Source organism: Primorskyibacter flagellatus (assembly GCF_048268605.1).
Lineage (GTDB): Bacteria > Pseudomonadota > Alphaproteobacteria > Rhodobacterales > Rhodobacteraceae > Primorskyibacter > Primorskyibacter flagellatus.
Window position 1 is genome coordinate 41,789 of record NZ_JBLWVF010000018.1, and the last position, 23,636, is coordinate 65,424.

Consider the following 23,636-nt stretch of genomic DNA (forward strand, 5'->3'; position numbering starts at 1 on the left):
CGGCAGGCAAGAGTGGTAGAGAAATGTCTGATCGGGTAACGAATGTCGAAACAGAGGACGTGTTGTCCTCGGTGCGCAGGCTGGTGTCCAGCGGCACGCGCAAGCCCCCCAGGGCGGGTGATCTGCTGTTGCTGACACCGGCGCAGCGGGTGCAGGGCGGTGCCACGGATGGCGACAAGGCGGCTGTCAGGCCCACACGGAAAACGGTGACTGAAACCGCAAAGACGCTGGCCGCCTACGAGGCCCGCACGCCGGGTCCGGTTGGGTCGGACACTGCCTCGCCTCGCCGCGAAACAGCGCCGGGCGTTTTCATTCTCGGGGATGCTGCCAGACTTGACCGCCCCGCCGAAAAACGGGATGCGGGCGCTTCCAAGCCCGGTATCGACACAGCCTGCAAGCGCAACGCGGCACCAGGTCCGTCGGTGGGGCAGGACGTCGCGCAAGGGATGTCCGGTTCAGATGTGTTCGCCTTCATTCCGTCTGACGATCGCGGCGGAAAGGACGGGCTGCCCGAAAGGGGAACGTCGCGCAAGGATCAACCTGCGATCCGTGCCGCAGCCTCTGAAAACCCCACCAGTGACGTGGCGGCAGAACCGGCACCCTCTGCCCGCGCCTCCAGTCTGGAAAGCAAGATTGCCGAGCTGGAGGCGATGGTCGCCCAAGGTGGCGCTGCCTGGGACCCCACCACCGAGGAGGAGGCAGAGCCTCGGACCGGTACGGCCCAGCGGTCTGACATGTCTGTTCGTCAGGCACCTTCAGGGCAGGCCCCCTCTGGCAGGGCGCAGGCGATCAGCGGTGAGATCCACACCGACAGACACGACAGTTTGCTGCCCGCAGACGGTACCGTGCTGGACGAAGCGATTTTGCGAGAAATCGTTTCAGAGATCGTGCGCGACGAGCTTCAGGGCGTGTTGGGCGAGCGGATCACCCGCAACGTCCGCAACCTTGTCCGGCGCGAAGTCAACCGCGCTTTGCTGATCCAGGATTTCAACTGAACCAACGCGCTGGTAGGCGGCGCAGGTCAGGCCTTTTTTCTGATGCCAACCCACAGGGTTTACACAAAAAAGCGCGCCCCGGTTCAGGGGCGCGCTTTTTTAGTCCGGTTGCCCGGTGGTGGTCAGGCTGCTTCAGCCTGTTGTGCTGCATTGCGGCGTTCGCTTTCCTCGCGCGACAGCGCGACAGAGGTGCGGACCCCCTTGGAGACAAACTCCATCAATCCCGAAACAACCCGTTCGTTGGGGTCGATCCCGGCGCAGCTTAGAACCTCGCGCCCATCGCGCGAGCGTGCCCAGCGGGCGATCTGCTCTGGGCCATTGCCATATTTCTTGTCGTCGGCAATGGCATCATCAAGTGCGGCCAGCACAACTGCGGCGAACAATTTCCGGGCACGATTGCCCTGTTCGCTGTTGAAAGCCGTACCATCAACGAAATCCGTCATGACTCGTCCTTTTTTTCTTGCTCTTGTCTTTTCGGCGTGACGTGCCTTATCGCCTATTCGAACCGATTCGGATATAGCCGAAATGCAAGCCTGTCATGCGCTAACTGCATGTCATTCTGCATCTGCAGCACGATATTTGGTTGTCTTGCCAGAAGACCATCCACGAGATATAGGTGCCGGCCTAATATGATCAAGCTATTGCCAAGGTTTTGACCCATGCCAAAGATCAACGGAAACGAGATACGTCCCGGCAATGTGCTGGAACATGACGGGGGCCTGTGGGCCGCCGTCAAGGTGGACCATGTAAAGCCCGGCAAGGGCGGGGCTTTTGCCCAGGTCGAGATGCGCAACCTGCGCAACGGCTCCAAGCTGAACGAGCGCTTCCGCTCTGCCGACAAGGTGGAACGCGTCCGGCTGGAACAGAAGGACATGCAGTTCCTCTATGAAAACGACGGCATGCTGGTATTCATGGATACCCAGACCTACGATCAGGTCGAGCTGCCCTCCGAAATTCTGGGGGAACGGCGTCCGTTTCTTCAGGACGGCATGACCATTCTTGTCGAATTTCATGACGAAGAGGCGCTGAACGCGACCCTGCCGCAGAAAGTCACCTGCCAGGTCGCCGAGACAGAGCCGGTGGTAAAGGGCCAGACCGCCGCCAACAGCTTCAAGCCCGCGATCCTCGACAATGGCGTCAAGGTCATGGTCCCGCCCTTCGTGGGCCAGGAAGAGATGATCGTCGTCAACACCGAGACCATGGAATATTCCGAACGCGCCTGACCCCTTGCGGCAGGCCGATGCGAAACCCCGCCTGCGAACAGGGCGGGGTTTTTCCGTGGCGCAGCCTGTCATTTCGGCTCGACAGCCGGACTGACGGGCCGGGCGATCTTCTGTCGTCCAATCGTGCGAAATCTCGGTATTTTGATCTGTGGATCGTCGCAAAATATCCTGACGTTGGTGGGTTGGTGCTGTCGTTTACTGGCAGGGTACGCCTGACGATATTAGGGTGTCAGGCATGGACCCCCGGTCGATACGGCAGATCGACCAAGATCGCTGGCGTCGGGGCGTGCGAACGAAAGAAAGGTAATCTGGCAATGTCAAATGATGCGCGGCCGGTCCTGTCCATCATCATTCGGCGGTTCGACCACGACATGAAGGACCAGATCATGCAATCCGTGCGTCAGTTGCAGGAAGTTGCCTCTGATCAAACCGGCTATCTGGGGCATCACAACAGCCTTTCGAAACAGGCCGATTTTTACGAGCTGGTGAATATTTTCACATTCAACTCGCGAAAAAATCTTGAAAAATGGGAAAAATCCGACCGGCGTAAAACCTGCCTTGCGGAGTTGGACCGGCATCCGCAAGTGGCAACGAAGCACACCCAGTTCGACGAGCTTGCGGAACTTCTGCATCCGGTGTCGCGGATCAGCAAAATCGAAATCGTAGTGATCCTGATGTTCTGGATCCTCGTGCTGGGCGCGATCCTGAACGGTATTGCCGATCTGCTGTTGCCTGTCGGCTTTTCATCGGTCGGGCGGTCGGTATTGGTGGTTGCTGTCAACGTCCTGCTGATCAGTTATATTTTTCTGCCATGGTCAAGCAACCGCCTGACCAGCCTCAAGACCCGGTTTGCCGAGTACAGATCGCGTAAATGAGGCGCGGCCCTTCGCGCTGTCCGGGCAGTCTTGACGGCATTGCCAAGCTGGGCGGGGGGGCAAGACCGGCCCGCATTTCGGGCAGGGCGATGTGGAAAAATGGCCCGAGGGCTTATGTCCCAAACAGCAGGACAATAGGCACAAAAGGCCCCAAAGCTCAGAGCCTGCGCAATGTCGCGTCGCCGGCCTTCATCTCGTCGCGCGCGCGGTCAAACCGAAGGTAGGCGATGGCCTTGTCGCCGGACCGGGTGTGCAGCGTGCCTGCCGGTTTGCCTTCGGCGGTGGTGATCTCGGCACCGGGGTCTGCATCGCCATCGACCTCGACCAGCGCAAAGCCTTTGCGCAGCTCCGTCTTGTGGCGCATCCGGGCCGTGACCTCCTGGCCGACATAGCAGCCCTTGCGGAAATCGACGCCGTTCAGCCGGTCGAACCCGGCCTCAAGGATGAACGTATCCGGGCCAAGTTCTACGCCGGTCTGCGGTATGCAGGCGGCGACGCGCAGCGCGTCCCAATCCGTTGGCGTGGCTTCAAATCCCGGCCCGTAGGCACGCCAACCCATTGAAGGATCACGCGGATCTGCGTAGGCACCCTCGGGAACAGGCCCGGTGCCACAGGTCACGACCATGTCTTCGCGGGTCAATGTCACGGGCGAACGCAGCTTGTACATGCTCAACCGTTGGAACAGCGCGTCTGCCAGCGATGCGTCCACGTCGATCAGCACCTCCTCGCCATCGGGGGCGAGGAAGAAATCCGCCAGATACTTGCCCTGCGGCGTCAGGATCGCGGCATAGACCAGTCCCTGATCCAGCTTTTCTATGTCATTGGTGACAAGCCCTTGCAGGAAGTGTCGTGCCTCCCCGCCGCTGACCCGGATCACTGTGCGGTCCATGAAAATTCTCCTGTTCGCTTCTCTTGTGACATATAGGAAGTCAGGCAAGAGACAACAGGGCCGAGTGATGCGCGCATGGTGGCGGCCCCTAGTGAGGCCCGTCCGTGTCGAATTGAAGGCGGTGCAGCTCTGCATAGGTGCCGCTGCCAAGGATCAGCTCGTCATGCGTACCGACATCGACGACGCGCCCGTGATCCATCACGATGATCCGGTCGGCATTGCGCACGGTCGACAGGCGATGCGCGATCACAATCGTCGTGCGGCCCTCTGCCAGCCGATCCAGCGCCGCTTGGACAACCGCTTCGGATTGCGCGTCCAGCGCCGAGGTTGCCTCGTCCAGCAGCAGGATCGGTCTGTCGCGCAGCAACGCGCGCGCAATCGCGACGCGTTGACGTTGCCCGCCGGACAGGTTTGACCCGCGAGGCCCTGCCGGACTGTCGAGACCGTTGGGCAGGCGGGGCAGGAAATCCGACACATGCGCGGCATCAATGGCCTGCTGCAAGGCGGCCGGATCAACGTCCCGCTGATCCAGAAGGATGTTTTCGCGCAGGGTGTCGTCAAACAGCATCGCGTCCTGCGACACGACAGAGAACATGTCGCGCAATTCGTCCAGATCCAGCTCGGCCACGGGTGCACCACCAATGCTGACAACGCCCTCATCAGCATCGACCAGCCGTGAAAGCAGGTTGAACACGGTGGATTTTCCGGCACCCGACGCGCCCACAAGCGCCGTGGTCTTGCCTGCCTCTGCCACCAGCGATGCGCCTTTCAGAACGGGTGTGTCACCGTAGCTGAGAAATACATCGTCCAGCCGGATCTCGGGCACGCCGGTCGGCACCGGGCGGGGGTAGGCAGGCGAGGCGAGTTTCGGCTGCATCGCCAGCAATTCCTTGATCCGCTCGATCCCGGCTGCCGCGACCTGCCATGTGCCACTGACCGCGCCCAAACGGCGAAGCGGTTCAAATGCAAGGCCGATGGCGGTGAAGAACGCCATGAAATCGCCCACGGTCTTTTCGCCGGAGGTGATCTCGGACGCGCCATACAGCAGCACCCCCATAAAGCCGAGACCGGACATGATGTCGATCAGTCCGGGGATAGCGGCCTGTCCCATGCTTGTGCGCAGCTCTGTCCGGATGCGTTCTTTCGTCAGTTTCGCGTAGCGTTTGGACTGGTAACGCTCCAGCCCGTTCAGCTTGACCGCGACGATGCCGTGAAAGATCTCGTTCAGGCGCGTGGACAGCCGCGCCGCCACGTCGCGCGCCAGCCGCGCATTGCGACGGACAGAGCGTTGCAGGAAGATCGAGGGCGCAATCAGCAACGGCGCGCCCACCAGCGCCACCAAAGTCCAGCGCCAATCGACGCCCAGTGCCACCGCGAACAGTGCAAAAAGCGCGATCACATCGCGGCCCGCCCCGGTGATGATGGTGCGCCAGACCTTGTTGATGGCACCCACGTCGCCCTCGATCCGCTGCATGACATAGCCCGGCGGATGCGCCTGGTGAAAGCTGCCGTCCAGCCGCATCAGATGCGACACCAGATCGGCGCGGATGTCGGCGACGGTCAATTGCGACAGCCGCGTCAGTACGACCTTCTGCACCATGCTGGACACGCCGCGTATCAGGAAGATGCCGAAAAACGCCAGTGCCACCAGACCTATCGCGCCGCTGTTCTCTCCGGAAAAGACGCTGTCGAACATCGGTTTCATCATGTAGCTGAGAAAGCCGAACATGGAGCCTTCAAGCGCCATGAAGCTCATCCCGAGAATCAGAAGCGCCCAGTGCTTTGACAGGTAGCTCCGCCAAAGCCACAACAGCAACTCATGTGCTTTGGGCGTCCGAGCTGACTTGGGGGTGCGCTTGGTCATGCAAGCACCAGTTCGGCCGGGGGGGTTTTCGCGTCAAACCCCTTTTGCAGCGCCTTGTGGTCGTATTCGCTGCGTATCCAGTCCTCGAATCCGATCGGCGCGCGCGCATTTCGGGCTGCATATGTGTCCAGGATATAGCCCTGGATACCCGTCGCGGTGAATTCGAGATGAATGTATTTCAGGCCCAACTGGCGGCGCGCGACCTCGATTGGGGCATCCTCGAACACCAAAAGATACATGGCCGCGGCAAAGCCCGCCCGATCCGCGCCCGATTTGCAGTGAAACATCATCGGTTTTTCAGCGGCCCGCATCACGTCGATGACATGCACGATATTTTCGCGCTTCGCGGCCATGCGCGCCCAAAGCTTGGCGTCGATCAGTGTCAGCCCCAGCGCGGCGCAGCTTTCCTTCTCAAAAAGGTAATGCGCGTGCTTGTCGGTGCCGCGCAGGTTGATCACGGTCTTGATGCCCATCGCGGCATATTTCTCGAACCGGCTGTGTGTGGGCTGGTTGGACCGATAGACGCCCGGCGCGATCTGAAAGAAATTCGTCCAGAAACTGCGCAGAAAGGCGTGATCGAAGATGTTGTAGTGAAACGCCGCCCATCGCCGCCCCGAGGGCGTCGCGATGTCCTTGCCGAAGGACCGTCGCAGCTTGCGCTCGGCGTCTTCGATGCGTGTCCACAGACGTTTCAGCATTGACTGGCCTTCCTGCCGGTTTCTGCCGGGTTTAGTGACACTTAGCCATAGTGGCAAGCGTCCTGCCCGCTATTGACGGCACCAGAGCGCCGGGTAATCTGCACTTCGCCCGTGTTCTCAGGAGCTATGCGTTCATGTCGCTTGCCCAAGGTCGTCCCTACCTCGCCATTCCCGGCCCGTCCGTCATGCCCGATCGCGTGCTGCGTGAAATGCACCGCGCCTCGCCCAATATATATGAGGGCGATCTGATGGAAATGACCGCCTCGCTGTTTCCGGATCTGCGGCGTGTGGCGCGCACGCAACATAATGTCGCGATCTATATCTGCAATGGGCATGGCATGTGGGAGGCATCGCTGGCCAATATCGCGGCGCCCGGTGACCGGGTGCTGGTGGCGGTGAACGGCAATTTCGGTCAGGGCTGGGCGGACACGGCCAGAAAAATGGGGATCGAGGTCGCTATACTGGAGCACGGGTTGCATGACAGCATCGACCCGGCCCGCGTGGCCGAGGCCCTGACTGCTGACACGGCACATCAGATCAAGGCGGTGCTGTCGGTGCATGTCGATACGTCCACTTCGATCCGAAATGACATCGCGGCGCTGCGTCGGGCGATGGAGGAGGCAAACCATCCGGCGCTGTTGATGGTCGATTGCATTGCGTCCTTGGCCTGCGACAGGTTCGAGATGGACGACTGGGGCGTCGATGTGGTGATCGCTGCCAGCCAGAAGGGGTTGATGACGCCGCCGGGGCTGGGGCTGATGTTCTTCTCGCCCAAGGCCGCGAAGGTCCGGGACGGGCTGGCCCGTGTCAGCCCCTATTGGGACTGGGCGCCGCGTGTCGATCCGCAGAACTATTCACAACATTTCTGCGGCACAGCACCGACGCATCACCTGTTCGGTCTCCGCGCCGCGTTGGACATGATCCACGAGGAGGGGCTGGAGCATGTCTGGGCTCGCCACAAGACGCTGGCACGCGCGCTCTGGGCCGCCTGTGATGCCTGGGGGCAGGGCGGTCCGCTGGCGTTGAATATGCCTGATCCGCATAAGCGCAGCCATGCCGTCACCGCCGCACGGATCGGCGCGCCCAATGCCAGTCGGCTGCGGCAATGGTGCGAAGGGCAGGCGGGCGTGACGCTGGGCATCGGCCTTGGCATGGCCCCGCCCACCGATCCCGCGTGGCACGGGTTTTTCCGCTTCGGCCATATGGGCCATATCAATGCGCATATGATGCTGGGCCTGATCGCCTCGGTCGAGGCTGGGCTGAAGGCGCTGGACATCCCGCACGGTCCCGGTGGCACTGCCGCCGCGGCGCAGATCATCGCCGATGCCACCGCGTCGCCTCCCGTCGGATAACATGGCGTTCCGGCGGCGTGGTTTCTCAGCGCCTCCTTCCCGGTGGCGTTATTCCCGCGCCGCCGACAATGCGACAGGCAAGGCCTGTTCCAGCACATCCAGATCCTGCGGCCGGCCTGCGCTGATCCGGATGCACCGATCCTGGGGGGGCACGAACGGCATCCGCACGAACACGCCCAGCCTGACCAGCTCCTCCAGCACCCGGCGCGCAAACGCGCCGTCCGCGCCGCAATCGACAGCGACAAAATTGGTCGCAGAGGGCAAAGGCTCCAGCCCGTTGTCCCGTGCGATCTGCGCAATACGCCCCTTGGCCAGCGCCACGTCCTGCTTGACCCTCGCCAGCCAATCGGCATCGTTCAATGCCGCCAAAGCCCCGATCTGCGCCGTCCGGTTCATCCCGAAATGGTTGCGGATCTTGTCAAAGGACCGGATCAGATCTGCCGCGCCGATGGCATAGCCGACACGCGCACCCGCCATCCCATGCGCCTTGGAAAAGGTCCGCATCCGGATCACCCGTGGATCCTCGACATCAAGCGCGGGCGACGTGCCGTCCGGCGCAAATTCGATATAGGCCTCGTCCAGCAACAGCAGCGTGCCGTCGGGCAGATTATCCATAGCCGCCACCAGCGTCGCGCCACTATGCCAACTGCCCATCGGATTGTCGGGATTCGCCAGATAGACCAGTTTGGCATCCACCTCTGCGGCCTTGGCAAACAGCGCCGCCGGGTCCTCGTGATCATCGCGATACGGCACTTTGTGCAACACGCCGCCATAACCCGCCACATGGTAGTTGAACGTCGGATAGGCCCCTTCGGATGTCACCACCGCATCACCCGGTGCCACCAGAAGCCGCACCAGATACCCCAGCAACCCGTCAATGCCTTCGCCCACAAGCAAGTTTTCAGATGCCACGCCCAAAGAGCCCGCCAGGGCGTTGCGCAACTCATGGCTACCGGCATCGCCATATTTCCAGATCTCGGCGGCCGCCTCCTGCATGGCGGTTATGGCGCGGGGCGAAGGGCCAAACAGGCTCTCATTGGCCCCCAAGCGCGCTTTGAACGCGGCACCACGGTCGCGTTCCTGCGCTTCGGGGCCGACAAAGGGCACGGCAGACGGCAATCGTGCGATAAGCTCGGGATATCTGGGTCCAGTCATATCCCATTCTATGCCGCGTCAACGCGTACCGGGCAAGCCCCCGTCCGCTGCTTCTTCTTGGTATCAATACTCCGGGGAGCGCGAGGGGCTGGCCCCTCGCACTGTCCTTGACAATCTCACGCCAACCCCAAATCCGCCGACACCCCGCCACACCCTTGACGCGCCCTGTCCGCTGCCGCAGGTTCGCGCGCGAATACCCGCCCAACCAGATCGGAGCCCCGACCGTGCAGACGTCCCCACCGCCCTTTGCGGGTTTCGAATGGATGATCGCCTGGCGCTACCTGCGGGCCAGACGCGCCGAGGGTGGCGTCAGCGTGATGACCTGGATCAGCTTGGTCGGCATCACGCTTGCCGTCTTTGCCCTGATCGCGACACTGGCCGTCCGGTCCGGGTTTCGCGCGGAATTCGTCGATACCATCCTCGGTTCGAACGCCCATGTCACCGTCTACAATATGGCCGAGACACGAGAGAACGGCCGCCTTGACCGGACCATGCCGGACTATGCCGAAACGGCTGCCAGTGTTGCGGAAGTGCCCGGCGTCACCCGTGTCGCACCGCTGGTCAAGGGCCAGGTCATGGCCACCGCCAATGGCCGCAATGCCGGCGTCGAGGTGTTCGGCATATCCGCAGACGACCTGAAGACAATCCCCCGTATCGCCAATCCCGAAGAGGCGCAGGGCGACATCGCGCGCTTCAATGACGGAATCGCCATAGGCTCTGGCGTGGCGCGGGAACTGGGCGTCGGTATAGGCGACAGCATGCGCATCATCTCGCCCGACGGGGTCAAGACCGCCTTCGGCACCTCGCCACGCGTCAAGGCCTATCAGGTCACCTATATTTTTACCGCCGGGCGCTACGACATCGACCGCACCCGCGTCTACATGCCCTTCGCCGAGGCGCAGTCCTATTTCAACCGCGAAGGCGTGGCCGATGAGCTGGAGGTGATGGTCGACGACCCCGAAACCGTCGATGCGCTGGTGCTGCCGCTGTTGCGGGCGGCGGGCGAGCGGGCACAGGTCTGGACATGGCGCGACTCCAGCGGCGGCTTCCTGCGCGCATTGGAAATTGAGGATAACGTGATGTTCATCATCATGGCGATCCTCGTGCTGATCGCGGCGATGAACATCGTCTCCGGCCTCATCATGCTGGTCAAGAACAAGGGCCGCGACATCGGCATCCTGCGGACCATGGGCCTGACCGAAGGTGCCATCCTGCGGGTGTTCTTCATCTGCGGCGCCTTTACCGGGCTGATCGGAACGGCACTCGGCGTGGTGCTGGGCTGCCTGTTTGCCATCTATGTCGACCCGATCTTCTCGGTTGTGAATTACCTCTCTGGCGGCGGCGTCTGGGATCCGTCGATCCGTGGGCTCTATTCCGTCCCGGCCAAGCTGCAATTGGGTGACGTGATCTCGGCCATCGCATTGTCGCTGGGCCTGTCCTTCGTGGTGACGATCTTCCCGGCGCGCCGCGCCGCCCGCATGAACCCCGTCGAGGCGCTGCGCTATGAATGATGCAAGATCACCTAACACCGTACTGAACCTGACGCGGATCACCAAGGTCTACAACAAGGGCGCACAATCCGAAGTCCAGGTACTGGACGGCGCCTCGCTTAGTGTCGAAGCGGGCGAGGTTGTGGCGCTGGTTGCTCCTTCGGGTGCCGGGAAATCAACGTTGCTGCATATCGCGGGGCTGTTGGATACACCCGACAGCGGCACCGTGCAGATCGGTGGCGAGGACATGACCGCGCGGTCGGACCGCAGGCGCACCCTGACGCGGCGCTCCGAAGTCGGCTTCATCTACCAGTTTCACCACCTCCTGCCAGAATTTTCGGCGCTGGAGAATATCGTGCTGCCGCAACTGGCCAATGGCGTATCGCGCCGCAACGCGCAGACGCGGGCGTTGGACCTTCTGACACGCGTCGGCATCGCCCCGCGCGCCAGCCACCGCCCGGCGGCCCTGTCCGGCGGCGAACAGCAGCGCGTGGCATTCTGCCGCGCACTGGCCAATACGCCGCGCCTTTTGCTGGCGGATGAACCCACCGGCAACCTTGACCCTGCAACTTCGGACCAAGTTTTTGCGGCCCTGATGGAATTGGTGCGAGACACCGGGCTGGCCGCAGTCATTGCCACCCACAACCCCGACCTCGCCGCGCGTATGGACCGGACGGTCCGGTTGGAAAACGGCCGGTTGGTGGCAGAAACACCCGCCCCGGCCTAGAGCCGGGGCCTCCGGCCCGGACCGAACATTTTCGATCAGTTGCAACATCGGGCTTGAACACGCCTGCCGCACGCGCGACACAGAACGCAGGCCAGATGAAGGAGACAAACCATGGCGGGACGGGCAATTGCGACCGGGTTCATTGCAGCATTGGGCTTGGCAGGCTGCATCGCGGCGGAGATGCCCGGTGCCAGCGACGGGCGCGCCTTGTTCGCCCAGAACTGTACGGTGTGCCATGGCAACGACGCGCGCGGCGATGGGCCGATGGCGCGCTCCATGTCCGAGCCACCGAAGGATCTGACCTTGATCGAGGCGCGCCACGGCGGCACATTCCCGCGCGCCAAGGTGCTGTCGATCATTGACGGGTATACCCGGCTGGACATGCCCAACATGCCTGAATTCGGCGCATTGCTGGAGGGCGACCTGATCCCGTTTGACACTGGTGATGGAAAGTTGACCCCGACGCCCCGCAAGCTGGTGGCACTGGTTGAATACCTCGAAAGCATTCAGGCACAACGATAGCTCGTCAAGCGACGTTATTCATAAATAAAACGGATCGGGCTTTACTGGATGAGGCCCGTCCGGCGCGCACGAATCCCACGACAGTGCCTCACGTGCATCCGCATCGGGTTTTCCGAAAGATTTCTTGCACGAGACAAGCCGGGATTTCAGTACTCCCGCAGCGCCCGGTGACCGAGCCAGACCAAACGCACCGCCGGCGAGATCCCACGAATGGGATCACGGAACGTCGTGCGCAGTTCTGAAACGACGGGCGGTCAGGCCTTGGGACGCAGACGAATGACAACCTCGACACTGGCAATCTCGGTGCCCTCGGGTGCTTCGGGCAGTTGCACGATCTGCAATTCGTTTGCAGGCGCATCGGTCAAAGTGCCGTCATTTTCCCAGTAGAAATGCGGATGGTCATGGGTGTTGGTGTCGAAATAGCTGCGTGTGCCGTCCACGGTCACTTCCTGTAACAACCCGACATCGCAAAATGCCCGCAGCGTGTTGTAGACCGTTGCAAGCGACACGCTTTCGCCCTGTTCCTTGACCTTGGCGAACAGGCTTTCGGCTGTCACATGCCGGTTCTTTCCGTCGCCCACCAGAAGGGCGGCCAGCGTCAGCCGTTGGCGTGTGGGCCGAAGCCCCGCCCCGTCCAGCCAATCTGATCCGCGCTGCAATACCTGATGTTCCATGTCGCTCCGGCGTCCTTCCCTTGGCAATCAATATATGCGCTGGCAGCGTCGCAGTTCAACCGAATTTACGGACTTTCCCTGCGAGCGTGTCGCAAGACCCCGCCGAACCTGCGCATAAAAGGGACTGCGATCGCCAGCACAGCACGGGCTTGCATGGCCGCGCACCACGGTGATAGAGGGGTTTGAAGTGAAAAATAACGAAAAGGGCACGCCCCCGTATGGCCTCGTATCCAAGCAGTTTCGACCGGGATGATCTTTTGAAATGCGCACGCGGAGAGCTGTTCGGCCCCGGAAATGCGCAACTGCCCGAACCTCCGATGCTGATGATGGACCGGATCACCGACGTTTCCGGCGATGGCGGGGAACACGGCAAGGGCCACATCGTGGCCGAATTCGACATCACGCCCGATCTTTGGTTCTTTGACTGCCACTTTCCCGGCAATCCGATCATGCCGGGCTGTCTGGGGCTGGACGGGCTGTGGCAACTGACCGGGTTCAACCTTGGCTGGCGTGGTTGGCAGGGGCGCGGCTATGCGCTGGGTGTGGGCGAGGTCAAGCTGACCGGCATGGTCCGGCCCGATCGCAAGATGCTGACCTATCATGTCGATTTCACCAAGGCGATCCAGACCCGTCGGTTGACGATGGGGGTTGCGGATGGCCGGGTAGAGGCCGATGGTGAAGTGATTTACCAGGTCAAGGACATGAAGGTCGCCCTTTCCGAAAGCTGACCCCACTTCCAGACTAAGGAGAACGCCATGCGCCGCGTCGTCGTCACTGGACTGGGCATCGTCTCGTCCATCGGAAATAATGCTGAAGAAGTGCTTGCCTCGCTGAAGGCTGGCAAATCCGGCATCACCGCCAATGAGGCGATGAAGGAACACGGGTTCCGCAGCCAGATCGCCGGGGACGTGAAGCTGGACGTCACCGAGCATGTGGAAAAGCGCACCCTGCGCTTCATGGGGCCGGGGGCAGCCTATGCCCATATCGCCATGAGCCAGGCGATTGCCGATGCGGGGCTGGAAGAGGGTGACGTGGTCAATCCGCGCACCGGGCTTGTGGCTGGATCGGGCGGGCCCTCCACCTCTGCCATGCTGGCCGCGCATCAGACCGTGCTGGAAAAGGGCAGCCCGAAACGCATCGGGCCGTTTGCCGTGCCCAAATGCATGTCCTCCACGATCAGCGCCAACCTTTCGACCGCGTTCAAGATCAAGGGCATCAACTATTCGATCACCTCGGCCTGTTCGACCAGCCTGCATTGCATCGGCAATGCGGCCGAGCAGATCATGATGGGCAAGCAGGATGTGATGTTCGCGGGCGGCGCGGAAGAACTGGACTGGACCCTGTCCTGCCTGTTCGATGCGATGGGCGCGATGTCCTCGAAATATAATGACACACCGGAAAAGGCGAGCCGCGCCTTTGATGCAAACCGCGACGGGTTCGTGATCGGCGGCGGCGGCGGTATCGTCGTGCTGGAAGAGCTGGAACACGCCAAGGCGCGCGGTGCCAAGATCTATGCCGAAGTGACAGGCTATGCCGCCACTTCGGACGGCCATGACATGGTGGCACCGTCTGGCGAGGGCGGCGAGCGCGCGATGCGTCTTGCGCTTGGGTCGCTGCCAGAGGGGCGTAAGGTCGGTTATATCAACGCGCATGGTACCTCGACCCCTGTGGGCGATGTCGGAGAGATCGAGGCGGTTCGCCGGATATTTGGTCGGGGCAGCACACCGCCGGTGTCGTCCACCAAGTCGATGACCGGCCACAGCCAAGGCGCGACCGGTGCGCAGGAGTCGATCTATTGCCTGCTGATGCTGCAAAACGATTTCATCGCGCCGTCGATCAATGTCGAAACCCTCGACCCCGAACTTGATCCCGCCGAAATCGCGACCAGCCGCGTCGATAATGCGGGGCTGGACACGGTGATGACCAACTCTTTCGGGTTTGGCGGCACCAATGGATCGATGCTGCTTTCAAAGTATAACGGGTAGTCAGAACATGTCGGATCAGATGAAGGGCAAGCGCGGGCTTGTGATGGGCGTCGCCAACGAACGCTCGATTGCCTGGGGGATTGCCCGCGCGCTGGCCGGGGCAGGGGCGGAACTGGCCTTTACCTATCAGGGTGAGGCCTTCGGCAAACGGGTTGAGCCGCTGGCCGCCAGTGTCGGATCGGATTTTCTGGTCGATGTGGACGTGACCGACGATGCTTCGCTGGATGCCGCGTTCGAAGGTCTGGCCGCGCGCTGGCCAACGATCGACTTTCTGGTCCATGCCATCGCCTTTTCCGACAAGTCGGAACTGACAGGCCGGTTCCTGAATACCAGTCGCGCGAATTTCAAGAATACGATGGATATCTCCTGCTACTCCTTCATCGAATGCGCCCGCCGGGCACATCCGCTGATGACCGAGAAGGGCGGCACGCTGCTGACGTTGACCTATCAGGGGTCCAACAAGGTGGTACCCAATTACAACGTGATGGGCGTGGCCAAGGCGGCGCTGGAATCCGCGACGCGGTATCTGGCCAACGATCTCGGCCCGGACGGCATTCGTGTCAACGCAATCTCGCCCGGCCCGATGAAGACGCTGGCAGGTGCTGCGATCGGCGGGGCGCGCAAGACCTATAAGCATACGGACATGAACGCGCCTTTGCGCGCCAATGCGACGCTGGAGGCGGTGGGCGGCACGGCTGTCTGGCTGGCATCGGATGCGGGTGCCTGCACGACCGGTGAAGTGATCCATGTCGATGGCGGGTTTCACGTTCTGGGCATGCCGCAATACGAAAACCTCTGAGCCTAGACGCGCAGGCTTGACCTGGCGGAGTGCCCTTGCGGGCACACAGGGTTCATTTTTGCGCTTGCACGCAGCATGGGGCTGTGCCCCCGTTCGCCAAAGGGCGAACGTCCCCCGGTAGCGCCAGTGATGTGCCAGCCGGCACTTTGCGTGACGGTTGTCGCCCAGTCCCGATCGGGATGGTGCGGTTTGGCCTGAGCCCCTGCATCTCTTCCAGCTTTGTGTAGAGTCCGGCCAACCAAAGGACGGACGAATGAATGAAGACGGCATTCACCGACGAACAGATCATTCAGATGGTCAAGGAACACGAAACTGGCGAGAAGACGGTTGACGTGTGCAGGCGCTATGGGATCAGCCAAGGCACCTTCTACAAATACAAGAGCAAGTATGGCGGGATGGAATCGTCGGATGCGAAGAAGCTCCGTGCGCTGGAAGGCGAGAACGCCCAGCTTAAGAAGCTGCTTGCTGAGCAAATGCCCGACAATGGGATGCTGCGGGATGTGAACTCAAAAAACTGGTGACGCCCGATGCCAAGCGAAAGGCAGTGGTTCATCTGGTGGAAGTTCATCAGGTGAGCCAGCGTCGGGCGTGTTCTGCGCTAATGTAGATCGTTCGACGGTGCGGCATCAATCGCGCCGGTCGGATGACACGGACCCGCGCGACGTCATGAAGGCGGTCGCCAAGGAATGTCGCCGGTTCGGCTACCGCGAAGATCGATCAATCCAATCCACGAAATTTGCCGCGCGTACGGCATCCAGGAACGGCGCGTCTACCAGGTCCTGCAAGAGCAGGGGATCAAGCGTCCAAAATCCGAACAGCGGAGGCCACTGAGCGGCCTCCATGAGAAGATCGGGGGGCGGCTTTACGAGTATTATTTCGCCAAAGCTATCGCGGCCACGGTGTCACGACGACGATAATGCTGATCAGCTGCACCCGCCGGTGCCTGACGCCAAACCTGAAGAGATTGCTGAGGCGGCACAGCGCCATCGAGCCCGAGATCGGACACATGAAAACCGACGGCCGTCAGTCGCGCCGCCCGCTTAAACGTATATTCGGCAATGCGGTCTTCGCCGTCATTTGCTGCTGTTGCCACAACAATTGCAAGATCCTCAATAGTTTTAAGAAAAACAAAGAATAGCGGTTGAGCATCCGGAAGCTTGGCGCGTAGGCTGTGGCTGAACCGGTTCCGCCGAACACAAACAAGCCCAGCACTTTTTGAATGAAATCGACGACATGAGCCCACTTGACGAACTACTTAAGTCCTAGCGCGCCGCTGCTGTCACCGAGCGTGAGAAGGGCACATATCTGGAGCGGCTCGCTTGTGCCTTCCTGACCGCTGATCCGGTTCAGGCCGAGGAATTTGTCGAGGTCTGGACGTGGACTGTCTGGGCTGCCGTGAATGGCTGGAATGGCAAGGACGTCGGCATCGACCTCGTCGCCAAGCTGCGCAACGAAGAAGGCTACGCCGCGGTCCCGTGCAAGTTCTACAGCGCGCAACACCGGATTCAAAAAAGCGGATATCGACAGCTTCATCTCGGCATCGGGCAAAGTCCCCTTCGTCCGGGGCGTCGTCATCAACATGACGGAGGTTTCATGGGGTGCCAACGCCGAGGAGATGTTCGCCGGTCAGTGCATCCCGGTTGTCCGCCTTTCGCTGACACATTTGCGAGAAAGCCCGATCGACTGGACGATTTTCGGCATTCGCGGCGAGGCAGTGCTGTCAGAAAAGAAGAAGCCCAGGCCCCACCAGATCGAGGCATTGGATGCCGTGCGTGGCGGACTGGTCGAGGCTGATCGTGGGAAGTTGATCATGGCCTGCGGCACCGGCAAGACCTTCACGTCCCTTAAGATCGCAGAGGATCTTGTCGGCAAAGGGTGGTCGTGTGCTGTTCATGGTGCCGTCTCTGGCGCTGATGTCCCAAACCGTGCGGGAGTGGACGAACGATTCGAACATACCTCTCCGCTCCTTCGCCGTCTGCTCGGATGCCCAAGTGGGTAAGCGCCGCGTCTCGAATGACGACGCTGCCGAGATCGAGGCGCACGACCTGGCGTTTCCAGCCACGACAAATTCAGAGCGCCACGTGTTAGGGTCAGGATGCATTGATTTTCGTCGCTCAGCGTGCTTCACGGCTCGGAAAATGGAGCGGTGACATGAGCGACCTTTTCTGGCTGACCGACGCGCAGATGGCACGTCTGGAACCATTCTTTCCGAAATCACATGGCAAGCCTCGGGTCGATGATAAGCGTGTTTTGAGCGGTATTATCTTTATCAATCGCAATGGGTTACGATGGCGAGATGCTCCAGAAGCATACGGGCCACATAAGACGCTCTACAGCCGTTGGAAGCGCTGGAGCGAGAAAGGCATCTTCGCTCAGATGATGGTTGGCCTGGCCGCTAAGCACGGCGAACAGAAGACTGTGATGATCGACGCGACATACCTCAAGGCCCATCGAACAGCGACCAGCATGGCCGCCCCAAAGGGGGGCGCGGCCGTCTGATCGGCCGAACCAAAGGCGGCATGAACACCAAGTTGCATGCCATCTGCGACAGCCAGGGACGGCCGATTGACCTGTTCGTCACCGCTGGACAGGTCAGCGACTATATCGGCGCGCGGGTGCTGCTCAGTGGTTTGCCAAAGGTCGACTGGTTGCTCGGAGATCGCGGCCATGACGCAGACTGGTTCGTCAAGGCCGTCCTTGAACGTCCTCAGCAGGCGCAGAATTCACTCTGCCCTTTCTCTGCATGCCACCGGAATCCGACCGGAGCGGACGAAGGACGAATTCGCTGCACTCCTCCCCGGTGACCGCCACAAGCCCATATTTCCTGCCACAAGACAAAATCGCAAGCATCTCGAAAAGGCAGCGTTCAGAGGCTCCGACGGTGCATGCCGGCATCACCCGCAAGCTGGTCAATGCGCCGCCGAGAACTGAGGTCGCAAAAGAGTACATTGGATTTCGCAAGGGCGACTACGTCGTGCCAAAGCGGCGCCATTCCGCGTTTTTTGGAACAGACCTTGAGATCCTGTTGCAGTGTTTGAAGGTGGATACTCTGATCCTGTGCGGCGGACTGACAGATGTCTTTGTGCATTATTCTTTCGTGAAGAGGCATCGATCCGACTACTTCTGCCGCGTCGTGGTGGATTGCGTGGGTGGGTCGTCATTCGAGGTGCATGATGCAGCGCTCAGAGCGATGGAAAATCTTCAAACGGGCGCATTCCAAGATCGGGCGACAGTGATCGAAGCGATGCTATCAAACCACTGACAAATTGATGGGTAAGGAGTTCCCGGCCCCCAGCGGATACCGAAACCAGAGCATTCTTGTCGCCTATGGTCGCCTTGGCCTGACGGTGCACGACGAAAGGATCACCAGCGGTGGCCTATCGCTCAAGCCAAGCCTCGGGATGGAGAAGAGGACAGATGGACCGAAATGATATACTGTCGGACGGTCGGATGCAGAACACCCGAAACAATGAACTTTGGGTTGCTCAGGATCGCATTGGTAGTCGCCGGCCAGCTGATTGCGCTGAACAGCGGTGGCCCCCCCAAAAAAAATGGACCAATTCTGGTATCAAGCTCGGGCAAACTCAATCGGAATCGAACGGTTCTTCAGGCATCGCCTCACCGGGTATCGTGCCGCCGAGTGCAGTCTTCAGTTCGCTGGAAAGCTCGGCCAGAAGACGCTGTTTCTCGGGACCGAGTATCGCTTCGACCATGGTGTCGATGTCCTGCCACGCTCTACGGATGTCCGAGACCATGAGCCCGCCCGCTGATGACAAAGTGACCACATCACCACGTTTGTCCGTCTCGCTCTTTTTGCGCTGCACCAGCCCCAGCGCCAGGAGCCTGTCAATCATCGTGCTCATGCTGCCCTTGGTAATATCGAATTCGCGGGCGAGAACCGTCTGCGACGTGGGGCCGATCACGTCGATGGCTACCAGAACCCGCGCCTGACGCGGGCGAACCCCCAAGGGGGCCAGCCGTTCGGTCAGGCGGCGTTCGAGCAGGTCGGCGCTGTGCAGGAGCGCATGAAACATTGAGTGCCGATTCTTCACGCTTCTTTGTAGCGCAACTTGGTTTGCATACAAACCAATTCGTGCTACCCACGCCCTCGACTCTAAATCCAGATGCTGACCGACCTTTTGAAGATGGCAGCCGTCGGGTTGTCGGTGGTGGGATGAAAGGACGAACTCATGAGAAATTTTGGAAAAATTGCGCTGTTCGTCGCAGTGGTCGGCCTTGTCGTCATTGCCGTCACCGTGTCTGGCCCCCGTCTCGGGCTGTCGGAGCCGATTGTGGGCTTCGGGCTATACCGCTCTTACCTCAACCCGTTGGGCGCGGCCATTGCGGTGCTGGGTGTGCTCGCCGTAGTGGTTCATGCCAAGCGCAAGGAGCGCGCAGGCATCGCGGCAGGCGCTGTTGCGACCGTTATCGGGCTGGCCTGTCTGGCACCGCTGATGGCCTCGACGCTGAACCCACCGCGCCGCGGCGCGCCGATCAACGATATCACGACGGACACGGTGAACCCGCCGGCCTTCGAGGTCATTGATGAGACCCGCGCGGGTGCGCGAAACTCGCTGGATTACGGCGGCGCCGAAGTGGCCGCCGTGCAGGCCGCCGCCTATCCCGACATCGCGGCGCTTGAGACTGACCTGTCGCCTGACGAGGCCTACGAGCGTGCCCTGGAAGTCGCCGGGGACATGGGTTGGGAAATCGTCGCCGCCGACGCCGAGCGCCGCCGTTTCGAGGCAACTGCCCGCACATCGGTCTTCTATTTCGCAGATGATGTCGTCGTCGTCGTGACGGCGCAAGAGGGCGGCAGCCAGTTGGACATGCGAGGTGTTTCCCGGGTGGGTCGCAGCGACCAGGGCGTGAATGCCGCACGCATCCTCGCGTTTCAAGAGCAGTTCAACCAGTAGCCCAGCGCCCAGGCTGCACCTGACTGACGGTTATGGCCCGGATGCCCGAAAGCAATTAGAAACTATGGAGTGACCCAAGATGCCCGCACTTACCTCAGCCCTGACAAACATGTCTCCGATCCGGACCGCCATGATTGCCGCGATTGCAAGCCTCACCCTGCCGCATGGTTCACTGGCTGAGAGCCCGGTCATCCAGACCAAAGGGCCGATCATCCACCTTGCCGACAACCTGGACGAAGCGGCCACGCTTGGCTGGTGTATCGACACCGAAGGGCGCGGGCTGAGCGATCAGCTTCACGCGCATTCCTGCAAACCGACTGGGGGTGACGTGCTGTTTGCTCGCGATCTCCTGCGCCGAGAACTCGGCGAGAAAAGTCGCATCGATATCTTCGGGCCTCAGGTTGTTCTGGTCCGCGCGCAGAGCGAGCCTGCGAAAGACCGCCGTTTCTGATTTTGCGTGGGGCGGCGTACGCGCCGCAAGCTTGCCAAGCAGCACCCGCCAGTGCCTTGGTAAAGCTTTGACATCGGCTTCTCGTCCGCTCACCGCATTCGGATCGACGAGCTTCACGGCAGCGCGGATCTGCGACAGCTTGTTGACGAGCGACTTCGCTGATTGCACTTGCAGATCCTCGGGACGCAACCGGCGCAATATTGGTTCGATGACAACGCATGTTGCAACGATCTGCTCCGGCGCGCTGGCTTGCGAGTTCGCGAGCTGGTTGATTGCCTGCACGGCACGCTTGGCAGCATCTGGCTTGCAAACGCTCTCAACGGCATCAATCGCGTCAACGAGAGTCGGCAGGCGACCACGCAATCGCAATGCCAGCGACCGCCGCGCGGCATCTGCCCAGGCGCGCTCCGCGCGGCGGAGGTCACTGAGGATCTGGCCCTGTCGCGAGCCGAGGGCTTCCCGCTGCGCAGGCGTGATCGTGTTGCAGACGCGAAAGAGCTCTTCGACGGCCGGATCGCCAACCGGCATCAACGTTTCGCGAAACCTGCGCACGGAGCCAATTGTCTTGATCCGCGTTGCGGCGTTCATCGATGTCAGACGCAACACGGTGATGAGGTCGGCGGTCGTCTCATCAAATTCGCGATCATCAAACATTTTTCCTGTCCTTTCTTGTTCAGTTTCCGAGGTGTTCGTCAGGGGCAGACAAAGAGCCCCGTTTCCCGCCGCTGGCTGACAGGGGACGGCACAGGACGACATGGGGGCATAAGGGGTGGTCCACATTCCCACGCAATGGAGACCGGCTATTTTCCCCGAAAATGATAAAGCATTGAAAATAGGTCACTTTATTCAATGTCGTTTTTCGACATGCGAACGCAGTAGTCGATCCAGATCTCTTGCATTTCCTGCTCGATGCCTTGAAACTTCCAAAGCGACAGGGCGGTGATTTGCCAGCGCCCGTTTGGGCGTTCGCCATGAAGGCGTCCCTCAGCCAGGTAGCGCTGTATTTGCCGCTCGGACTTGCGCAAAAACTCAGCCGCTTCGCGGGCCGAAAAAGTGTCATCTGGACTTACGATCATTTTTGTTCTCCTTTCGTCCTTAGTCGAAGAGGAGATGTGCACGTTGGCGACGGATCAAAATATCGGGTTTGTTTCCCGCCAAGAATTGCGCAACACGGCTTGGCGCCCAGAAACCGGACGACCTGTCACCGGCGGCGCAAAAGCCTGTCACTGGGGCGGAGTAAAAGTAGGCCAGTTTGGCGTGCGCGCCTTGGAGCTTGCGGCCTCAAATAGCAAGCACGGTCCAAGGCGCATTGGCCGTTAGGCCAATCACGTGAAGATCATTTTCCGGATTTTGCGAGGCGTGCGCGACTCTGGTGAAGGCGATAGCTTTCGCCGTTCATTTCCAGGATGTTCACATGATGGGTCAGCCGGTCCAGTAGCGCGCCTGTGAGGCGTTCGGTACCGAGTCCGCCCTGAACATCGCTTTGGCCCTCTGATTATCTGCTCGGTTTCAATCGACACTGAATATCAACGCGGGATCGGTACGACGTAACGTGAGCTACGAACACTTGCAGCGGTGAACTTTCGGCATACGAGATCTGCATCGTGCTTCGAATATCTGCCAAACTTGTCTCGGGTATCGGACCCGGTAATCTGGTGGAGCCTTTCGGGCAGGTTTGCATCGTAGCCAGCCGACCAGCTCGAAGGAGCCATCATCGGTTTGCACTTGTCAGAATCGTTCGGTGCCGAGCGGTATTTCGTTCTTCGCTGTCCAAGCTACGAAGTTTTGCAGAATACATAGCCCAAGTGAAACAAATGAAGAAAGATCACAGCTGTCAGCTTTGCTGAATTTCTTCAGACCCCGCCAAGCCCCCCCGGGGGGGGGCAAAGATCTCAGATCGCTTTGTTCAACTGTCGTGGCCGAACGTCATGAGGCTTTCTACCGCCTGCCTTCGCTGCGGGGTCTGCGGCAATGAAAGCTCATATGTTTCGCTGATGCTGCGAAGCCGAGCGGCAATTTCTGGGGGCGTCCAGCTCTTGCAGGAACGGGTTTGTGATTTCCTCTGCTCCATCTCCGCGAGCCTCGCGTCTACCAAGATTTTCCCGCACTGCATGGATGTGACGCGAACGGCGCTCGCAGTTTCATCTGCAGCCAGCTCAACTTCGACAATCGCAGATGGTTTGGCGACAAGATCGCAAGCACCTATGACCGGATGCCCATGTTTATCTGAATACCTGACGGATACTTTGAGGTCGAACTTCTCCAACTCGGATTTGAGCGTAGATACGTTTCGTTTCGTGTAGTGTTGGTTGAGGGTAGATCCCCCGGCATGGCCCGCAATTGCCTTGCGTCTACTTTCGGGCACACCCGCGTCGTCAAGAGCGCTACTCAGCGTCTTACGCAGCGCATAGAAATCCTCGTTCCAATCGGCGATCTCAAGCCGCTTGAAACACGTCTTGAGCTGCTTCCCAAAATTCCCGGCAATCGCTGCAATATCTGCGCCGCCTGCAGGCGAAGGAAACAAAAGCCGTTGTTCCGCGGGCAAGGAATGAACCCATTGCGCAAAGCCAAGGTCGATCAGAAGCCGGGGCAGAGGCAGGAACCTTTTGGAGTCGTCCGTCTTCACACGGTGTTCGGATGTAATACCGACCGACAGGCAAAGAACTCCGTTGTGAACAATCAGATCCGTCTTTTTCAGCTGCAGGATTTCCAGGATCCTCGACCCAAGCATCATGACCAGCAATGGGACCCAATAATTCGCGTCCCGAACAATCACATTTCCAGGCCGCCAGCGGCGACTCTTTGACTTGCAGCCAGTGTAGATCGGCGACATCAACAGCGTCTTGAGCCGCTCGTGCGACCAGGAATCGCGGTTCTTGGGTTTATCCTTGCGCACCAGAAGCGGATCTTTTTTCTTCTCAAGCTCCTGTTTGATGTACTGCTTTGTCAATGAGCGTTCAAAACTGACCCGGTTTCAGCGATTAAATTTGACCCACCCTATGTGGCGCAAAGCCCCCAGGC

At 60.4% G+C, this 23,636-nt stretch carries 24 protein-coding genes and 3 pseudogenes; 16 read left to right on the forward strand and 11 right to left on the reverse strand.

Annotation, left to right across the window (positions count from 1 at the left end; translation table 11 throughout):
• Window positions 1-23 precede the first annotated feature (23 nt).
• On the forward strand, window positions 24-995 hold the full coding sequence (locus ACN0WV_RS16030) for a hypothetical protein (protein WP_417607104.1): 972 nt from the start codon (window positions 24-26) through the stop codon (window positions 993-995).
• 122 nt (window positions 996-1,117) lie between these two features.
• Here the strand turns inward: ACN0WV_RS16030 and ACN0WV_RS16035 are convergent, their stop codons facing one another.
• The gene (locus ACN0WV_RS16035) at window positions 1,118-1,438 is read right to left on the reverse strand and encodes a DUF6280 family protein (RefSeq protein WP_084352117.1); all 321 of its coding nucleotides are present in this window, start codon (window positions 1,436-1,438) and stop codon (window positions 1,118-1,120) included.
• Window positions 1,439-1,654: 216 nt separating this feature from the next.
• Here ACN0WV_RS16035 and efp point away from each other — a divergent pair, with 216 nt between their 5' ends.
• Together efp and ACN0WV_RS16045 are read left to right on the forward strand one after the other, a co-directional pair.
• Window positions 1,655-2,218: an elongation factor P gene (efp, locus tag ACN0WV_RS16040; RefSeq protein ID WP_417607105.1), complete on the forward strand. Its 564-nt coding sequence runs from the start codon at window positions 1,655-1,657 to the stop codon at window positions 2,216-2,218.
• Window positions 2,219-2,235: 17 nt separating this feature from the next.
• Window positions 2,236-3,093: a hypothetical protein gene (locus ACN0WV_RS16045; protein WP_417607106.1), complete on the forward strand. Its 858-nt coding sequence runs from the start codon at window positions 2,236-2,238 to the stop codon at window positions 3,091-3,093.
• A gap of 157 nt (window positions 3,094-3,250) precedes the next feature.
• Here ACN0WV_RS16045 and ygfZ read toward each other — a convergent pair whose 3' ends face one another.
• The 3 genes from ygfZ to ACN0WV_RS16060 form a co-directional block, all read right to left on the reverse strand.
• On the reverse strand, window positions 3,251-3,982 hold the full coding sequence (ygfZ, locus tag ACN0WV_RS16050; RefSeq protein WP_417607108.1) for a CAF17-like 4Fe-4S cluster assembly/insertion protein YgfZ: 732 nt from the start codon (window positions 3,980-3,982) through the stop codon (window positions 3,251-3,253).
• Between the two features lie 88 nt (window positions 3,983-4,070).
• Window positions 4,071-5,846, reverse strand: coding sequence for an ABC transporter ATP-binding protein (locus tag ACN0WV_RS16055; protein ID WP_417607109.1), 1,776 nt, complete (start codon window positions 5,844-5,846; stop codon window positions 4,071-4,073).
• The gene (locus ACN0WV_RS16060) at window positions 5,843-6,544 is read right to left on the reverse strand and encodes a tyrosine-protein phosphatase (protein WP_417607111.1); all 702 of its coding nucleotides are present in this window, start codon (window positions 6,542-6,544) and stop codon (window positions 5,843-5,845) included. Before ACN0WV_RS16060 ends, ACN0WV_RS16055 begins: the two co-directional genes overlap by 4 nt.
• 134 nt (window positions 6,545-6,678) lie before the next feature.
• Between ACN0WV_RS16060 and ACN0WV_RS16065 the strand changes: the two genes are divergently transcribed.
• Window positions 6,679-7,896 (forward strand): pyridoxal-phosphate-dependent aminotransferase family protein, encoded by a 1,218-nt coding sequence (locus ACN0WV_RS16065; protein ID WP_417607113.1) that lies wholly within the window; start codon window positions 6,679-6,681, stop codon window positions 7,894-7,896.
• A gap of 48 nt (window positions 7,897-7,944) precedes the next feature.
• Here the strand turns inward: ACN0WV_RS16065 and ACN0WV_RS16070 are convergent, their stop codons facing one another.
• A complete protein-coding gene (locus ACN0WV_RS16070) occupies window positions 7,945-9,051 on the reverse strand; it encodes a pyridoxal phosphate-dependent aminotransferase (RefSeq protein ID WP_417607115.1) in 1,107 nt (368 codons plus the stop codon).
• 224 nt (window positions 9,052-9,275) lie between these two features.
• Here ACN0WV_RS16070 and ACN0WV_RS16075 point away from each other — a divergent pair, with 224 nt between their 5' ends.
• The 3 genes from ACN0WV_RS16075 to ACN0WV_RS16085 all read left to right on the forward strand — a co-directional run bounded on the left by ACN0WV_RS16075 (window position 9,276) and on the right by ACN0WV_RS16085 (window position 11,790).
• Window positions 9,276-10,562 (forward strand): lipoprotein-releasing ABC transporter permease subunit, encoded by a 1,287-nt coding sequence (locus tag ACN0WV_RS16075; RefSeq protein ID WP_417607117.1) that lies wholly within the window; start codon window positions 9,276-9,278, stop codon window positions 10,560-10,562.
• The gene (locus ACN0WV_RS16080; protein ID WP_417607119.1) at window positions 10,555-11,268 is read left to right on the forward strand and encodes an ABC transporter ATP-binding protein; all 714 of its coding nucleotides are present in this window, start codon (window positions 10,555-10,557) and stop codon (window positions 11,266-11,268) included. Before ACN0WV_RS16075 ends, ACN0WV_RS16080 begins: the two co-directional genes overlap by 8 nt.
• 111 nt (window positions 11,269-11,379) lie before the next feature.
• A complete protein-coding gene (locus tag ACN0WV_RS16085; protein WP_417607121.1) occupies window positions 11,380-11,790 on the forward strand; it encodes a c-type cytochrome in 411 nt (136 codons plus the stop codon).
• A 254-nt stretch (window positions 11,791-12,044) separates the two neighbouring features.
• Here the strand turns inward: ACN0WV_RS16085 and irrA are convergent, their stop codons facing one another.
• Window positions 12,045-12,464 carry an iron response transcriptional regulator IrrA gene (irrA, locus tag ACN0WV_RS16090; protein WP_084355117.1) on the reverse strand — a complete coding sequence of 140 codons (420 nt, stop codon included), beginning with the start codon at window positions 12,462-12,464 and terminating at the stop codon, window positions 12,045-12,047.
• Window positions 12,465-12,682: 218 nt separating this feature from the next.
• Here irrA and fabA point away from each other — a divergent pair, with 218 nt between their 5' ends.
• From fabA to ACN0WV_RS16130, 8 genes and pseudogenes are all read left to right on the forward strand, one after another.
• Complete coding sequence (gene fabA, locus ACN0WV_RS16095; RefSeq protein ID WP_417607123.1) at window positions 12,683-13,192, forward strand: bifunctional 3-hydroxydecanoyl-ACP dehydratase/trans-2-decenoyl-ACP isomerase; 510 nt, start codon at window positions 12,683-12,685, stop codon at window positions 13,190-13,192.
• 27 nt (window positions 13,193-13,219) lie between these two features.
• Window positions 13,220-14,449 carry a beta-ketoacyl-ACP synthase I gene (gene fabB, locus ACN0WV_RS16100; RefSeq protein ID WP_417607125.1) on the forward strand — a complete coding sequence of 410 codons (1,230 nt, stop codon included), beginning with the start codon at window positions 13,220-13,222 and terminating at the stop codon, window positions 14,447-14,449.
• Between the two features lie 7 nt (window positions 14,450-14,456).
• A complete protein-coding gene (locus tag ACN0WV_RS16105; RefSeq protein ID WP_084355120.1) occupies window positions 14,457-15,248 on the forward strand; it encodes an enoyl-ACP reductase FabI in 792 nt (263 codons plus the stop codon).
• 257 nt (window positions 15,249-15,505) lie between these two features.
• Window positions 15,506-15,769, forward strand: coding sequence for a transposase (locus ACN0WV_RS16110; RefSeq protein WP_417607127.1), 264 nt, complete (start codon window positions 15,506-15,508; stop codon window positions 15,767-15,769).
• A gap of 365 nt (window positions 15,770-16,134) precedes the next feature.
• Window positions 16,135-16,359 (forward strand): annotated as a pseudogene (locus ACN0WV_RS16115) (IS5/IS1182 family transposase); the annotation flags it as partial.
• A 420-nt stretch (window positions 16,360-16,779) separates the two neighbouring features.
• Window positions 16,780-17,247: a restriction endonuclease gene (locus ACN0WV_RS16120; protein WP_417607143.1), complete on the forward strand. Its 468-nt coding sequence runs from the start codon at window positions 16,780-16,782 to the stop codon at window positions 17,245-17,247.
• Between the two features lie 152 nt (window positions 17,248-17,399).
• Window positions 17,400-17,953 (forward strand): annotated as a pseudogene (locus ACN0WV_RS16125) (IS5 family transposase); the annotation flags it as partial.
• Between the two features lie 95 nt (window positions 17,954-18,048).
• On the forward strand, window positions 18,049-18,510 hold the full coding sequence (locus ACN0WV_RS16130) for an isochorismatase family protein (protein WP_417607129.1): 462 nt from the start codon (window positions 18,049-18,051) through the stop codon (window positions 18,508-18,510).
• Between the two features lie 322 nt (window positions 18,511-18,832).
• Here ACN0WV_RS16130 and ACN0WV_RS16135 read toward each other — a convergent pair whose 3' ends face one another.
• Window positions 18,833-19,282: a MarR family winged helix-turn-helix transcriptional regulator gene (locus ACN0WV_RS16135; RefSeq protein ID WP_417607131.1), complete on the reverse strand. Its 450-nt coding sequence runs from the start codon at window positions 19,280-19,282 to the stop codon at window positions 18,833-18,835.
• A 156-nt stretch (window positions 19,283-19,438) separates the two neighbouring features.
• Between ACN0WV_RS16135 and ACN0WV_RS16140 the strand changes: the two genes are divergently transcribed.
• The gene (locus ACN0WV_RS16140) at window positions 19,439-20,164 is read left to right on the forward strand and encodes a DUF1499 domain-containing protein (protein ID WP_417607133.1); all 726 of its coding nucleotides are present in this window, start codon (window positions 19,439-19,441) and stop codon (window positions 20,162-20,164) included.
• Window positions 20,165-20,333: 169 nt separating this feature from the next.
• Here ACN0WV_RS16140 and ACN0WV_RS16145 read toward each other — a convergent pair whose 3' ends face one another.
• From ACN0WV_RS16145 to ACN0WV_RS16160, 4 genes and pseudogenes are all read right to left on the reverse strand, one after another.
• Window positions 20,334-21,269 (reverse strand): hypothetical protein, encoded by a 936-nt coding sequence (locus tag ACN0WV_RS16145; RefSeq protein WP_417607135.1) that lies wholly within the window; start codon window positions 21,267-21,269, stop codon window positions 20,334-20,336.
• 188 nt (window positions 21,270-21,457) lie between these two features.
• Entirely contained in the window at window positions 21,458-21,691 is a 234-nt protein-coding gene (locus ACN0WV_RS16150; protein ID WP_417607137.1) for a helix-turn-helix domain-containing protein, read from the reverse strand.
• 260 nt (window positions 21,692-21,951) lie between these two features.
• Window positions 21,952-22,077: pseudogene (locus ACN0WV_RS16155) on the reverse strand (ATP-binding protein); the annotation flags it as partial.
• 444 nt (window positions 22,078-22,521) lie between these two features.
• Window positions 22,522-23,565: a site-specific integrase gene (locus ACN0WV_RS16160; protein ID WP_417607139.1), complete on the reverse strand. Its 1,044-nt coding sequence runs from the start codon at window positions 23,563-23,565 to the stop codon at window positions 22,522-22,524.
• Window positions 23,566-23,636 lie beyond the last annotated feature (71 nt).

What these genes read in the sequence shown, in the direction of transcription:
- ACN0WV_RS16140 (WP_417607133.1), top strand. Translation starts at nt 19,439, where the DNA reads ATGAGAAATTTTGGAAAAATTGCGCTGTTCGTCGCAGTGGTCGGCCTT.
- ACN0WV_RS16055 (WP_417607109.1), bottom strand. Translation starts at nt 5,846, where the DNA reads ATGACCAAGCGCACCCCCAAGTCAGCTCGGACGCCCAAAGCACATGAG.
- ACN0WV_RS16035 (WP_084352117.1), bottom strand. Translation starts at nt 1,438, where the DNA reads ATGACGGATTTCGTTGATGGTACGGCTTTCAACAGCGAACAGGGCAAT.
- ACN0WV_RS16080 (WP_417607119.1), top strand. Translation starts at nt 10,555, where the DNA reads ATGAATGATGCAAGATCACCTAACACCGTACTGAACCTGACGCGGATC.
- ACN0WV_RS16110 (WP_417607127.1), top strand. Translation starts at nt 15,506, where the DNA reads ATGAAGACGGCATTCACCGACGAACAGATCATTCAGATGGTCAAGGAA.
- ACN0WV_RS16045 (WP_417607106.1), top strand. Translation starts at nt 2,236, where the DNA reads ATGCGAAACCCCGCCTGCGAACAGGGCGGGGTTTTTCCGTGGCGCAGC.
- ygfZ (WP_417607108.1), bottom strand. Translation starts at nt 3,982, where the DNA reads ATGGACCGCACAGTGATCCGGGTCAGCGGCGGGGAGGCACGACACTTC.
- ACN0WV_RS16150 (WP_417607137.1), bottom strand. Translation starts at nt 21,691, where the DNA reads ATGATCGTAAGTCCAGATGACACTTTTTCGGCCCGCGAAGCGGCTGAG.
- ACN0WV_RS16145 (WP_417607135.1), bottom strand. Translation starts at nt 21,269, where the DNA reads ATGTTTGATGATCGCGAATTTGATGAGACGACCGCCGACCTCATCACC.
- ACN0WV_RS16135 (WP_417607131.1), bottom strand. Translation starts at nt 19,282, where the DNA reads ATGTTTCATGCGCTCCTGCACAGCGCCGACCTGCTCGAACGCCGCCTG.
- efp (WP_417607105.1), top strand. Translation starts at nt 1,655, where the DNA reads ATGCCAAAGATCAACGGAAACGAGATACGTCCCGGCAATGTGCTGGAA.
- ACN0WV_RS16105 (WP_084355120.1), top strand. Translation starts at nt 14,457, where the DNA reads ATGTCGGATCAGATGAAGGGCAAGCGCGGGCTTGTGATGGGCGTCGCC.
- ACN0WV_RS16030 (WP_417607104.1), top strand. Translation starts at nt 24, where the DNA reads ATGTCTGATCGGGTAACGAATGTCGAAACAGAGGACGTGTTGTCCTCG.
- ACN0WV_RS16065 (WP_417607113.1), top strand. Translation starts at nt 6,679, where the DNA reads ATGTCGCTTGCCCAAGGTCGTCCCTACCTCGCCATTCCCGGCCCGTCC.
- ACN0WV_RS16085 (WP_417607121.1), top strand. Translation starts at nt 11,380, where the DNA reads ATGGCGGGACGGGCAATTGCGACCGGGTTCATTGCAGCATTGGGCTTG.
- fabA (WP_417607123.1), top strand. Translation starts at nt 12,683, where the DNA reads ATGGCCTCGTATCCAAGCAGTTTCGACCGGGATGATCTTTTGAAATGC.
- fabB (WP_417607125.1), top strand. Translation starts at nt 13,220, where the DNA reads ATGCGCCGCGTCGTCGTCACTGGACTGGGCATCGTCTCGTCCATCGGA.
- ACN0WV_RS16060 (WP_417607111.1), bottom strand. Translation starts at nt 6,544, where the DNA reads ATGCTGAAACGTCTGTGGACACGCATCGAAGACGCCGAGCGCAAGCTG.
- ACN0WV_RS16070 (WP_417607115.1), bottom strand. Translation starts at nt 9,051, where the DNA reads ATGACTGGACCCAGATATCCCGAGCTTATCGCACGATTGCCGTCTGCC.
- irrA (WP_084355117.1), bottom strand. Translation starts at nt 12,464, where the DNA reads ATGGAACATCAGGTATTGCAGCGCGGATCAGATTGGCTGGACGGGGCG.